The organism is Flavobacterium sp., assembly GCF_965277525.1.
Lineage (GTDB): Bacteria > Bacteroidota > Bacteroidia > Flavobacteriales > Flavobacteriaceae > Flavobacterium.
In genome coordinates, this window is the sequence record NZ_CBDIDC010000014.1 from 20,775 (window position 1) to 34,765 (window position 13,991).

8 protein-coding genes are annotated in these 13,991 nt (G+C 32.1%); 6 read left to right on the forward strand and 2 right to left on the reverse strand.

The features are described 5' to 3' along the window. The first annotated feature begins 1,207 nt into the window (after nt 1-1,207). From ACQY44_RS24280 to ACQY44_RS24305, 6 genes are all read left to right on the forward strand, one after another. Nucleotides 1,208-4,282 (forward strand): amino acid adenylation domain-containing protein, encoded by a 3,075-nt coding sequence (locus tag ACQY44_RS24280; RefSeq protein WP_428232859.1) that lies wholly within the window; start codon nt 1,208-1,210, stop codon nt 4,280-4,282. A 124-nt stretch (nt 4,283-4,406) separates the two neighbouring features. Further along, nucleotides 4,407-5,027 (forward strand): 4'-phosphopantetheinyl transferase family protein, encoded by a 621-nt coding sequence (locus tag ACQY44_RS24285; protein ID WP_428232860.1) that lies wholly within the window; start codon nt 4,407-4,409, stop codon nt 5,025-5,027. A 1,002-nt stretch (nt 5,028-6,029) separates the two neighbouring features. Next, nucleotides 6,030-7,031, forward strand: coding sequence for a hypothetical protein (locus ACQY44_RS24290; protein ID WP_428232861.1), 1,002 nt, complete (start codon nt 6,030-6,032; stop codon nt 7,029-7,031). Between the two features lie 3 nt (nt 7,032-7,034). Then, nucleotides 7,035-7,907 carry an S-4TM family putative pore-forming effector gene (locus tag ACQY44_RS24295; RefSeq protein ID WP_395340520.1) on the forward strand — a complete coding sequence of 291 codons (873 nt, stop codon included), beginning with the start codon at nt 7,035-7,037 and terminating at the stop codon, nt 7,905-7,907. 195 nt (nt 7,908-8,102) lie between these two features. Then, nucleotides 8,103-9,962: a hypothetical protein gene (locus tag ACQY44_RS24300; RefSeq protein WP_428232862.1), complete on the forward strand. Its 1,860-nt coding sequence runs from the start codon at nt 8,103-8,105 to the stop codon at nt 9,960-9,962. Nucleotides 9,963-9,965: 3 nt separating this feature from the next. Continuing rightward, on the forward strand, nt 9,966-11,690 hold the full coding sequence (locus ACQY44_RS24305) for a hypothetical protein (protein WP_428232863.1): 1,725 nt from the start codon (nt 9,966-9,968) through the stop codon (nt 11,688-11,690). 168 nt (nt 11,691-11,858) lie between these two features. Here the strand turns inward: ACQY44_RS24305 and ACQY44_RS24310 are convergent, their stop codons facing one another. Then, nucleotides 11,859-12,824, reverse strand: coding sequence for a hypothetical protein (locus ACQY44_RS24310; RefSeq protein WP_428232864.1), 966 nt, complete (start codon nt 12,822-12,824; stop codon nt 11,859-11,861). Nucleotides 12,825-12,909: 85 nt separating this feature from the next. Continuing rightward, nucleotides 12,910-13,824 carry a hypothetical protein gene (locus ACQY44_RS24315; protein ID WP_428232865.1) on the reverse strand — a complete coding sequence of 305 codons (915 nt, stop codon included), beginning with the start codon at nt 13,822-13,824 and terminating at the stop codon, nt 12,910-12,912. Nucleotides 13,825-13,991: the final 167 nt, after the last annotated feature.

Consider the following 13,991-nt stretch of genomic DNA (forward strand, 5'->3'; position numbering starts at 1 on the left):
GTTGTATGGGAATTTTTTGTTTTATTTTTTGGATTATGTTATTGCTGTTTTTTTTATAGGGGTAGCGGGGAGCAGGTTGGGTGGTATGGTTGTGCTGGTGTGGGATTGTGATTTGTCCTTTGCCATTTGCCCTTCGTCCTTAGTCATTTGTGCTATGTCAAATTTAAAAAGGATAGCAGCACTTTTTTTACAGAATAATGGTTTGGATTTATAAAATGGCTATCAGGTAATCAGGCGGGGTACGTTCAGAATTGTATATTATAGACGATGCTGATCACTTAGTTTTTAGGTTTAATTTTATTTTTTTGGAGCTTTTTCCCGCTATCCGTTCCAATCTTTTGCGCCGAACCCCGGCACAAAAGGATTTCTACTGCTATCGGGACTAGGTCTGCAGGACCTATTTTGCGTTGGAGAAATGTAAAATTGAATTCAATTGTTGTATTACTAATTTACAGGAGGTGCAAAAAATCAAGTATTTTTTCGTAAAATATTTTCTTATTTTTTTAGGTCTAATAAAAAGGAAACGAAAACAAAAAAAAAATAATTAATGTATTGATTAATAGTTTTTTAAGTAAAATAAGGTTCCAATTGTCTTCAATTGGCACCTGTTGGCTTTTTTGTGACCTTAACGGGCAGATTTCTATAAATTTCATCGAAGATCTGAAGAGATTGGCGTTCTATTGGTAATGGCTGTCTTTCAACGGCATAAATAAATTGGTTTGGATGTCCTGTTGGGGATTGCTGTAAAATTTATCTATTTTTTTTGCTATGAGTTATAAATATTTGAACCTAAATCCTGCAGGTCTTATTTTCCGAATTTTTAGTTGTTCAAAATACTTAGTGACATGATTCTGCTACAAAACTTTGACTTGTTAAATATTTCTAAAATACCGTCTTAACTTTTAGTGGAAAAAAAAGGTATCCACTGCAATATGGATACAGATTATAATTTGCACAAATAAGACTGTTATAATCTTAAAAGTGGAAAAAATAAAGCTCTATATTTTTTAGGTTGAATAAATTAGAAATTATACTCTTATTATTACAGCTTTTGATTACAATTTGTTACAGTTAATTTAGTATTTATTTTATATAATGTAAGATTTTTTAGCTATTTTTATCATACGTTTTTTAATGTTAAAATTTTATAAATAATTGATTTTTAAGTTTTTAATAAAATAAGTGTTTAACGTAAAATCAAATCACCATGAACAAGGAAATGCATGAAGAAAAGAATGAGAATCAAGGATTTTTTTTTAGTAGTAATTTTGAAAGACCCTCAAAAAATGTGGTAAGGAAGCTTGAACAAACAGCTAAAAAATACCCCGAAAAGCTGGCTCTGATTTATGAACAAGAAAGGATTACTTACAAAGAACTCCATGAACAGTCTAATCAGCTGGCTCATTATTTAAAAAGCCAGGGGGTTGAGCCAGGCGGAATTGTTGGAGTCTGCATTGGGCAGTCTACCAGCAGAATTATTGCTTTTTTAGCTGTTTTAAAAACCGGAGCGGCCTATCTGCCTATAGATGGCGAACTGCCTCAGGCACGTATACAGATGATGATCGAAGATGCCAGTATTGATTTAATGTTAACCGTTGAAATGTATCTAAACAAGGTGTGCAGTAACAACAGCAAGAGTATTGCATTAGATTTTTTATTTAAAAATGAAGATTATAAAAAGATAAGCATACAAGGTACCGATGTCGATATTTTACCTGAAAACCCAGCCTACATTATTTATACTTCGGGCAGTACAGGATTGCCAAAAGGGGTTGCTATTGGGCATCAGTCATTTTATAATTTTATAAAAGCACAATCAAAAGTTTTGGGTCTGTCGTCAGAAAATAAAACATTACAATTTTCTTCTCCGAGTTTTGATGCTGCGATAATCGATATCTGGACCCCTTTAATTAAAGGCGCGAGCGTCTATTTATACCCTAACAATAAAATTGTGGGTGAGCCTCTTTTAGATTATATTGTTAAAAATGAAATTGATACAATTCCGTTATTGCCGCCTATGGTTTTGGCTTCCCTTCCTTTAAATAAACCATTTGGAGATTTAAAAACCATAGCCATTGGAGGTGAAGCCTGTAGTGAAAACACAGTTAAAAAATGGTACAAAAGAATTAATCTGATCAATAGTTACGGGCCAACAGAAGCCACTGTCGCTGTAACAAATTACAAATTTAAAGCAGAAACCAATCCAAGAATTATTGGCCCTGCAATGCCGCTTGCACATTTATTTGTTTTGGATGAAAATTTAAAACCTGTTGAAAACGGAATCATAGGAGAACTTTATATCGGCGGTTCTCAGCTGGCTTTGGGATATCTTAAAAGGCCCGAAGATACTCAGAAGGCTTTTATAAAAGCTCCTCAGTGGCTGCTGGAAGATTTAAATGGATATGAAATTCTCTATAAAACAGGAGATTTGGTTTTAAAAAGACCCGATGGAAATCTGGAATTTTACGGCCGAAAAGACGATCAGGTTAAAATAAGAGGTTACAGAATTGAACTTGCAGAAATTGAACACAATATGGCAAAGCTGCCTCAGATTTCTAAAGCAGCAATTAAGGTTCAGAAAAAAGAAAACGGGCTTCCGGTCTTGGTGGCCTTTGTTCAATTACTATCTGCCGATGAAGAAGATGGGCAATCGCTGCAAAATATCAGGGCAAAACTGCAGCAGGTAATGCCGGCATATATGCTGCCGGATAAAATTGTTGTGGTCGATAAAATGCCGTTGACGCATGCCGGAAAAATTGATAAATTACTGCTGGAAATTCCAGAAAGTAAAAATAAGAATAATGCAGTTCCCAAATGGAAAGATGACAATCTTTCAGAGATTGTAAAACATATATGGAAAGAATTGCTATCTGTAGAAGAAATTAAAGATCAAGATGATTTTTTTGACCTCGGCGGACATTCCTTACTGCTGGCACAGTTTCACGTCCTGCTTCCTGAACCTGTGAGAAACCTAATCAGTCTTCCTGAACTTTATATTTTCACGACCATTTCATCATTGGTAAAAGAAGTCGAAAAAAGGATGCAGGACACTGAAATTTCTCAGAAAAACAAAGCACAATTGATGATCGATGAATTGGTTCGGGATTCAGAACTGCATATTGATTTTGATATAAAAGAACTTCCAGATGCGGAGGCTTTAACAAATCCGGAGCGTATTTTTTTAACCGGAGTTACGGGTTTTGTGGGTTCACATCTACTGGAAGAGCTGTTGCAGCATACAAGAGCGAGGATATACTGTCTGGTACGTGCGGTTTCACCCGAAAGGGGATTGGAGCGCATTAAGCAAACTTTTGAGAAATTTAAATTATCATGGCTGTCAGATTATGATAGTAAAGTCATAGCTCTTACCGGTGATTTATCCCTGCCGAATTTTGGAATGAATGCTGTTGATTATCAGTTTCTTACCGAGCATATTCAGGTTATATATCATTCAGGAAGTTCTGTGAGTTATGTACAGCCATATGAGTTAATTAAAAAATCAAATATTGATGGTCTGCATAATGTGATTGATCTTGCAGTTACAAATAAAATCAAATATTTGATTTTATTATCCTCCATGGGAGTTTTTAGCTGGGGAAGGCCTTTTACAAAAAAAACATGGATGTATGAAGATGATGGCATTGATCAAAACATGGAGGCTGTGTCGCGCGATTTGGGATATATCAAAAGTAAATGGGTAATGGAAAGCATTGCTGAAAAAGCCCGGGCAAAAGGACTGCCTATTATCAATTTCAGGTTAGGATTTGCAGTTTGTCACAGCACCTCAGGAGCTACGGTTATGAACCAGTGGTGGGGAGCTTTGATAAGGAGCTGTGTCCAGTTAAAATCATTCCCCCTGGTAATGGGATTAAAAGATGAGCTTACTACGGTAGATTATATGTGTAAAGCAATTACGCATATCAGTAAAAACAAAGATGCTGTCGGACTCAATTTTCATCTTTCACCGTTGGCTGAAAATGATGTTTCATTGACTGATTTTTGTTCTAAAATGAATGAGTATTATAATACTGATTTACAAGGAATGGAGTATCACCAATGGCTGAACCAATGGAAACACGATAAGAATCTGCCAATTTATCCCCTGCTGAGTTTGTTTACCCAAGATGTTCATGAAGGCAAATCATTGGTAGAGGCGTATGAAAACACCTATTATTATGACAGAAGCAACACCAGGCAGTTCCTGGCAGATGCAGATTTGACACCACCGGTTTTTGACAAAAAATTAATGACTCCATATTTGGAATTTATGGGTGTATTTTAAATGATAAAAGTGATCGGAAAGGAACAATACATTTTTGTTGTTCCTTTTTTCTTTTTTTGTCCCACGTTCAAATGATTGATTAATTCTTTAAAATTCAATTTTGATTTATATATATTACTGCTATTTGTCTGGAGAAAATCACGAAAAGTTATTAAAAAAGGAACTGCCCAAACTGCCTTTTGCTTTTAGGGAAAGATTAAAAAAACGTGCAAAATGGCAGGATGTACAGTTATCAGTCTTAGGAATGTCTTTGCTGTTTACTGCTGTTAAAAAGCAGTATCACTTAAATTTGGATGCTCATGATATATTTTACAATCAATATAACAAACCTTATTTTAAAGGAAATCCAGTCTACTTTAATATTTCCCATTCCGCTGAAATTGCTGTTTGTGCCATTACAGATAAAACGCAACTGGGAATTGATATAGAAAAGATATACCAAATTGAGTTGGGCAATTTCAAAGGTAACATGAGTGATCGCCAATGGAATGATATTGTTTTTTCAGATAATGCACAAGAGGCTTTTTTTGATTATTGGACCCAAAAAGAAGCTGTTATAAAAGCCGCTGAGAAAGGGTTAAATATTAATCTACAGTCATTCGAAATTCTGGAAAAATCTGCCAGTATAGAAAAAGAAATATATTTTTTGGAAGAGATAAAGATTGATAAAAGCTATAAATGTTATCTAGCACATAAGATAAAGGGAAAGACCTGTCTAAAAAGTATAGAAATTAAATTAATTTAAATAATCGAACATTGGGGTATCTTTCTTTTGATGCCGCGAAAATAATGCTGTCTTCTTAGGAGCCTTCCCCCTTTATGTCCAGTCTATGTGCCGAACCCCGGCACAAAAGGATTTCACTGCACACGAGCGAAGCGAGCTGGCGAAGCAATCGGGGCTAATAAGGCTTGACCATCACTATTGTTTTGCTGTAATCCACAGCACAAAAGCGTATCGCTTTGATTAAATAAAAGCCAGAGTTGATTTAAAACCTTAAATCCGTAAGGATATTGTTTTTCTTAAACTAAACATTTTTGAACCCCTGCAATACCTTTTTATTTTTGTAAATTAGTAACTGTTTCATGGAAGGGCCAATTGTACTTATTTTTAAGTCATTGGCTCTTTTTTAAAATACCCCTTTAAAGGGTCATTCTCTATAAGGTCCTTTTCTATGTCCTTCCCCCTTATGTCTTTGGGGCCGCTTTGGGGTTCCTTATAAGGGTTCTGCGGGTCATAGGGGCTGGGTGTTTTTGGCTGCGTGTTTCGGGTCTTTGTTTTGGTTTTGGGAATTACGGTGGTCCTTGTGGTAATTTTTTGTTGTATGGGATTTTTTGTTTTATTTTTTGAATTGAAGTATTGCTGTCGATTTTTTAAAAGACTCAGTTTTTAGGTTTGATATTATTTTTTTGGAGCTTTTTCCCGCTATCCGTTCCAATCTTTTGTGCCGAACACCGGCACAAAAGGATTTCCACTGCTATCGGGGCTAGGGCTGCGGCGGGGCAAATTTTATCTTTAGAGAATGTAAATTTGAGCCCAATTGTTGTATTCTAATTTTATTTGACAAAGTTTAGAAACAGGTATTTATACTGGATGTACTTTTTTAATTAAAAACTAATTTGCCATTTTAAAATTTGCCATTATGGAAAACCGTAATACAAAATAAAAGGAGTTTTATATGTTTGGTGAAAAAAGGAAAACAGTTAACAAAATAGATATCGTGAATTCTAATATACAAATTAATTAAGAATGGCAACAACAGTCAATAATGCTTTCGATACTTTTATGAAGAATATTATTCGTTTAGACAATGATCGCAATAATGTAGCAAAGAAAAGTAAAAATACTTTGGTTACGGAAATAGAAAAGTTCCCCAATGATGGGAAATTTTTAGACTTCTATACTGATTATATGAGTATTGATTACGGTTCTTTTTCCCGCAAGACAAAAATAAGGCCTTTGGATGACATTGATTTAATGATTGTTTTGCACGCAAAAGGTAATTGGAGAGAAGAAATTGAAGGAGGTTATAGAATTCGTGTCCAACAAGAAGCTAAAAAACAATTGGCACTCTGTAATCCTGGAACTGATGTACTCAATTCTATAAAGGTTATTAATAAATTTAAAGAATATTTAGCAAATGTTCACTTCTACAAGAAAGCTGATATTAAAAGAAATCAAGAAGCTGTAACGTTAGAACTAAACTCCTACGAATGGGTATATGATATTGTTCCATGCTTTCTAACAGCACCTAATCTCGGTAACACATTTTTTCTTATCCCAGATGGAAGTGGAAATTGGAAAGCTACAGATCCTAGAATTGATAAGGAAAGAACTTTAAGTATAAATAATAAACAGCAAATCTCCGTCCTTGATATGATCAGAATTATGAAATACTGGACTAAACGCCGTACAGCATCTACGATGGGATCATATTTCCTTGAGTGTATGATTTTGAATTATTATGATACTGTAAATGTTACTAGTACTACATACATTGACAGGGAATTACCTAATTTGTTTGCATATGTATATAATCAAATACACAAAAGTTTGTATGACCCCAAAGGATTTCAAGGGGACTTAAATACATTAAATTTGACCGAAAGAAATTCGATCCAAGAACGAGCTGAACTTGATTATAACCGATCTAAAGAAGCAATTGATTTTGAAACTAATGGAAAGCAAAAAGAATCCATCGAAAAGTGGAGAGAAATTTTTGGTCCTGAATTTCCAACTTATACAAATTAAAAAATGAACAATATAAAAGAAAATCAGGAATTGCCTCAAAATTTACTCTTATTGAAAGCACAAAGGGTGATATATGCTACAGCTAAAAAAATATATCGATGGCAACTTACGGTCACAATTATTATAGTAGTCATTTTAAACTTTCTGAAGCTAACTCAAAAAAACTTTACCGATATTGACTTAACGCCTTATATAGCCTTAGCTTCTGTTTCTATAACTTTATTTGATTTACTTTTTTTATCAGGCTATTTATCAAAGTTTAAAACAAACGGTGCAAAAGTTCAAGAATTATTTGACTGCCGTATATACAATATGGAATGGAATGAAACAAATAGTGGGGATATGCCGGAAAACTGGGTTATAGAAGAAGCTGAAAAGAATTATGTCCACAATCCCAAAGCGCCTGTGACAAATTGGTATCACATTGATCTTGATGGTCTAAAACATGAGCAGGCAATACTCCGCTGTCAAGAAACAAATTTGGAATATGATCGAAAGTTGAGATTTCATTTCAAAAATGATTGTATAATAATATGTTTAGTCATTGTCGTCTGTTCTTTTATCATAGCGACAATAGTTAATGCTTCATTAAAAGGTTACCTAACTAATTTTATTGCACCTACTTTACCTTTAATTGTAATTTTAATAAAATTAATTTTAGACAATCAAAAAGCAGTTAAATCATTGGAAGAAGTACGGAAAGCAGCCAGAAAACTTCGTAACTCAGAGAATCCCTCAATGAATCAGTTGCGACAAGTGCAAGATAAGTTATATTGTAGTAGAAAGGACAGCACGTTGATACCTGAGAATTATTATCAGTATCGCAGAACAAAATTGGAAGAATCAACAAAAAGTAATGTTGCAAAACAATTGTAAATACCATTTAAAAATAAGTTAAGCTTATATAAAAATGAATATAGTGAAATGAACTGTCTACTAGAATTTATCATATGATATAATTTTAGAAAGGACGGTAATAGTCATTTTTAAATTTAACATATTTAATTTGACGAAATTTATTTTTGATTCCATTAAATTTTAATAATTAAATTTACAACAAACTATTTGGGTATGGAAGATAATAACCTTATCGAAACTTTAATAATTTTTCACCTTACATATCCTAAAAATTCTTATAAAGTCAATGAATTGAGGGATGCATCAGAGCTTTTAAAAATTAATATTGTAAAAGAGAATGCAGATCATGATCTAGAGGTTAACTATGAATTGGATATCTTCCATAAAACCTTAATGAATATTGCATTTTTAGAACTTAAAAAAAGCATACCTGATGATATAGAGCTTGCGTTTCTCTATTGTAAAGAATTTGAAAAACATATAAGAGTAAAGTTTAAAAATGAAGGATATAGCACTATCTATAACCATCTTTTTAAAGCGGTAAAAATTAACTGCTTGAAAGTTATTAGTAATGAAAATAATATTTATCATTTTCTTATAAATCTTTATGACATCCCTAGCCGTCCGAAAGTGCTAAAGAATTTTGAAGAAATATACTTTTCATTTTTATTATCTTCAAACTACACACCAGAGATAGTTTATAACTCATGTTGTGCGGCCTATATTGATAAAAGTATAAACAATAGAAATACGTATCACGTAACAAAATATCTCACTGAAATAACTGCTATAAAAACTGATTTGGCAAATGAAATTTATTTATATGGGATTTCAAATGATATTGTTAAATATCCTGATTTTGCTTCTAACTTATTGATTGGACTCCACAATGCTAATGAAAAAAAAGCTTTTGACCTAGCTTTTGATTTGCTTCAATTAAGTATTCCGGAAGGACTAAAAGCATTTCGAGGCTTTGATATTGATACTTCGTTAAATGTTGAGAAAATATACGATGCAATAAGTCCACTATTAGTAGAAACAACTGAAATAGCAGATCTGAAAAGTTCTTTATTATCTCATATTATTCATCATAAAAACACACCAAATTATATCATTGAAAAAGGATTTGATCAAATTTCTTTTTTAGTTAAATCGCAAAATTTTGAAATTGCGAGAGCTGTAATTTTAAATGTGCAATATTGCATTAGGGACTATGAAGATAGGAAGTATAAAATATTGATTACCTATTTGGGTAATACAAAGGACTTTTCAATTCTTGATGATTTCTTCTACGAATTTAAGGATCTACAGTATTTTTTTCATATGCTGATTACCAATTATCGAGCAGTTGGCTTTAAAGCATCAGTTCATCGATTTGAACAAACTATTCTTCAATTCTGGCGAAAAAATCAAGAACAGATGGAAGCGCATATTCTTAACTTGTTTCGACATAAGGGGTTGAGTTTACTTGGAATCAAAGTAATACTAACAGGAGGGGCACCGTTAAAAGTTGATTTTCTAAAATTAGAAGAAGAAGAATTTCAAAATAATGCGATTGAAAGTATCTGTAATTATCCGCATTCCTTGGACAAACTTGTTGCAATTCTTTTAAATTTCAGAAATTCTAAATTCGTTCAGGTACAGAAAAACCTGGAGCTTCAACTTGCGGATCTAATTTTTACTACCTATCATGAATCTCTCTATGAACTAATCGAAAAGAAACTTGATACAAGAAAGGATAAAAAATTTCTAGAGCCTTTAATGAAAGCTTTACTGGAATATCAGGCCTTGAAAAAAAGAAAGTCCATAAAAGATTTAGATCCATATGAAAATGAACGGAATCTTATAGATCTATATTATAGGCTTGAGCATGAGAATAATGCCAAAATAATGAAAACAAGTAGTGAAGAGGATCGCTTTTTTACCACGGTAAAAATCGTAAGAGGGAACGCATGGAAGGTCGATGAAAGAGAAGAAGTATTGCCAATGCAGATAATTGAAAGCAGGTCTATGATTGATAGCAGAGCTTACAAGAATCCAATCGCTTACGAGCAAAACCTTGATAACTTTTAAGAAATGGATATTAAAAATATTATAGTTAAAGAGTATCTGGAATCACTTACTGAAAAAGATGAATTAAATCATATATTTCCGATACTTTTAGAGTCAATGGGATTCAGTATTCTATCAAAGCCTACAGAATACCTGGGTCTTCAAGAATATGGGAAAGATATTGTTGCTGTAGGACTAGATGATGATAACATAAAAAAAAGATTTTATTTTGAATTGAAGGGCGGTTCAGACAGGCACATAACCGAATCAAATTTTTATTCTTCGGATGGTATTCATAATTCAATTATTCAGGCATCTTATAATAAATATACATCTGCTTTTCCAAAATTTGAAAAACTACCACTTAAAATTGTTATTGTCCATAATGGAATTATAAAGGGAAATGTTCAGGGAACCTTAGAGGAGTTTTTTATTACAATGCAGTCAAAACTTGATAATGTGGCATTTGATCGTTGGGATATATCACGACTTACTATTCTTTTTTCTGAAAAACTTTTTTGCGCACATTTGCTGACGGATCCACAAACAACAAGATTATTCAATCGTGTATTAGTTAATTTAAATGTCACTGATGGTATATCAGGTGACTATGTTGAACTGCTTAATGTCATTTTAGCAAAAGAGAAATGGGAAAAAAAGAAACAGATATCACGAAAATGGAAATTACTTTTTGAAAGTTTAAAACTTATTGGTTTTATAATATATACCGAGGCAAAAGAATATGATAATTTAGAAATTGCGAAGCGCTATTTAGCGCATCTTGTAATTAAATTTTGGCACTGGATTCTAAAGAATAATCAAGAGGAAAATAAACTGATTATAAAATATTTTGATCAAGTTCTTTTATTATATCTAAAAGTACTGGGAGAATTTACCCGTAAAACATTGCCAATTGCGACTCTAAAAGACGGACTTTATTCCGAAAACGGAGGGCGTTATGAAGAAATCGGCTATACCAAGAGAACTTTGGAATATCTAAATTACCTGTGTTTTTTAATCAATGTTGAGCGATCAGTAGGGAATGGGAAAAATGATGCGCATATGGCCCAGGAACTAGTTAACGTAATTAATGCAAATAGTGTTTCCTCACGTTCTTTATTGGATATTCATTCTATACCTATTGTAAGTGTTTTAAGTTTATTTATAAGCTTTAATAAAATTGAGAGCGCAAGGAATTATCTTATGAATGTTGTAGATAATTTAATTAAGTCAAAAGAACAGCGCAATTTTCTGCCAGATGCCAATAATAGTATAGAAAATGTAATAAGATATACTGTAACGGATATGAAACCAGTATATTATGAAGACAGGACATCACTTTTAATAGGAGTCTTATTTGAATTTATACATTATTTGGATATGGACAAGCAATATTTGCTTTTGCGGGATTTCGTAATTAAATATAAAATTGAGATTGGTGTTTTTGTACCATTTCATGGAACAAATTCCTCATCAAAGCATCTCATTGCAGACAAAGAAAATGACCTCGAAGAACAATTATTTTCTCGTTCGTTCAGAGACGGTTATCAATCTCAATTATCTTTAACAAAAAACTTTGATAAGACTTTAAATTTTGAGGATTTTAAATTAAAAATTAAAAAGAAAGAAAAAGAATTTGAATATACATATAGAACCGATAAAGCGGGATATTCCTTTTTAAGGGATTTAGCACATATTTATTTTCAAACTCCATTTTTTCCTGATAAATGGAGAATTAATAATTTATAAATGTGAATCAAAACATAACAACAATGCGGCGCTATGTGGAACTAAATTAAGCGCATTCTTTGGATTTGCCATTCGAGCGAAGTGAACAGATATCCCATCCCAAATACAAAATGTGCTTCAAATTTATAGTAATATCCAAATTGCTTGTAACGTGTGTATTAGCATTGCTTATATGTTTTCAAATAGATTCAATTCTGTTTCTAATTTTGGACTATGGTTATAGATATTTTGACAAAATAAAAATTTGAATTCAGCAATTTTAATTTGAGGAATTTGATCGAAAAGATATTTTGACATTGACCAAAATTCAAGTCTTAGTGTTACTAAATCACTTAGTTCTTTGAAAATTTCTTTTTTATTTTCTGATTTCATTTTTTTAATAAAATTGTTTGTCCACTCGCAAGGATAATCTTTATGAAAACCAACTATTGCATAACTTTCATTTTCTTTCGGAAAAACATTTATAAAAGATGTGGGCATAATTTGTTTCTCTTCTCTCCACTTTTTATAATTAGAATTTTTGGGAATGTTTAACTCTCCAATATTTAGAGGCACTGAAATACATAATTCTATTTTTGGAATTTTTATGGTTTCAAAATAAAATGAATCTGAATTTTCAGAAATTATATTTTTCTCTAACTCAGTTTTAAATAAGTTAAGATTTTCAATACCATCATTATATCCATGAATTAAAGATTCAACTAATGGCAAAAATGCAGAAGGAAAATAAGGTTTTAATTCAATAATCCATTCGGTTGCAATTTCTTTCCGTCTAATTTCCTGACATAATCCACGATAACAAAAAAGTGCTTGTTGATTATTATCGTAGAAATTTAAGGTAGACTCTGTTTCTATTGATTTAAAAACATTAGAGTCATGTTTAGCACAAAAGCCTTGAAAAGTATATACATCATTTATCCCAACTAATTTAAAATCAGAAAATCCTTTTTCATTCATTTCAAAGGGATTGGCAGGCACCATTTGAATTAAATGATTATTCTCAGATATTTCACGAAGAATTCCATTTTTTTGTAAAACATGGGATTTGATTGTTTTGTGCGTGCAGTTTGTAAACATGCAATTTCTTTCTTTCTTTTCAGATTTTCTTCTAGCTTCTAAAACTGCTTTTTTCATGTTTTTGGTGGATTTATTGCGAAACGAAAACGCGGTTTTCACCACATAATTCGCTGCCTCGGTATACGCATGCTATTAGCCTTGCTTATTTTGTCAATTCGTTGAAATTTATATAAATATTTCCGGTCTCACTTGCTTTTCTTCTTTTTTTAAATAGTAAATCATTTAATGATATTCTATTGTCAAGAATTGAAAGTAAATCAATTCCGTCCATTATTATTATAGATTTGAAGTCGCTTGAAATTGCTTCTTTGGTAACTCCGTCTATAGAAATTAATAATCCTGCTGCATTTTTGAATTTTGTTTCAACTTTATAGCAGAATGTAGCTAAATCACTTCTGTTTACTTCTGTTGCCCACTTTGCTTCTAACAAATAATCTGTATTTTGAAATGTAAACGCTCCATCTATTTGTTCACCGTGAATTTTAAATGAGCCTTTAGGTTCAAGATCAAATAAAAGGAATATTTTGTACAGAAACTTTTCAAGTTGAAATCCTCGTTGATTGAAATTTGGATTAGTGGCTATTATATTAAATTCATTTTTAAGTTCATATAGTTCTTGCTCAAGCGATAAAGCTTTTTTTGTCTTTAAATCAGCCACAGCTTTCCTTAATTTAGCTTCTTCTTGTTCTTTTGTTATTTGTATAAAACCTTTACTTAAAGTTCTTAATCTATTTACTGCTTCTTTCGCTTTTTTTGTTTTCGTTCCGTCTTCATCCCAGTATGTTAGATTGCCAAAATCGTTAAAGTCAGTTACAGCTAAAATTAAGTTTATGAGATCGGATTCATAAATATCAATCCGATTAGTCATTCTTGTTATAAGTTCTTTTACAATTTCTCTTTTAGTTAGTGACCAATTTATGGTAGAAACAATTGCAGAATTATCAATTGTTAACTTTATAAATTGTTGTAAATCCTCTTTTTTCCAATAAATAACTGACAACGCTTCTTTGACTGCTGAGATTGCTTCTGCTGATATTTTCTTGTTTGTAAGTTTCATATATGTTGTTGAATTTTAGCAGTTTTGGTAGTATGGCTTATAACGTTCTACGGCTAGGTCCCAATAGCGGCAAGTTAGCGAAAAATGCTACAAGAAGTTGTGAAGTTCAAAGTTTTTCCCTAGAAAAGATAAAAAAAGACTAATATGCGAAACCGCTTTTATGCGGT

Excerpts from the sequence above, each read along its gene's own strand:
- ACQY44_RS24295 (WP_395340520.1), top strand. The coding sequence starts at position 7,035 with ATGAACAATATAAAAGAAAATCAGGAATTGCCTCAAAATTTACTCTTA.
- ACQY44_RS24280 (WP_428232859.1), top strand. The coding sequence starts at position 1,208 with ATGAACAAGGAAATGCATGAAGAAAAGAATGAGAATCAAGGATTTTTT.
- ACQY44_RS24310 (WP_428232864.1), bottom strand. The coding sequence starts at position 12,824 with ATGAAAAAAGCAGTTTTAGAAGCTAGAAGAAAATCTGAAAAGAAAGAA.
- ACQY44_RS24305 (WP_428232863.1), top strand. The coding sequence starts at position 9,966 with ATGGATATTAAAAATATTATAGTTAAAGAGTATCTGGAATCACTTACT.
- ACQY44_RS24300 (WP_428232862.1), top strand. The coding sequence starts at position 8,103 with ATGGAAGATAATAACCTTATCGAAACTTTAATAATTTTTCACCTTACA.
- ACQY44_RS24290 (WP_428232861.1), top strand. The coding sequence starts at position 6,030 with ATGGCAACAACAGTCAATAATGCTTTCGATACTTTTATGAAGAATATT.
- ACQY44_RS24315 (WP_428232865.1), bottom strand. The coding sequence starts at position 13,824 with ATGAAACTTACAAACAAGAAAATATCAGCAGAAGCAATCTCAGCAGTC.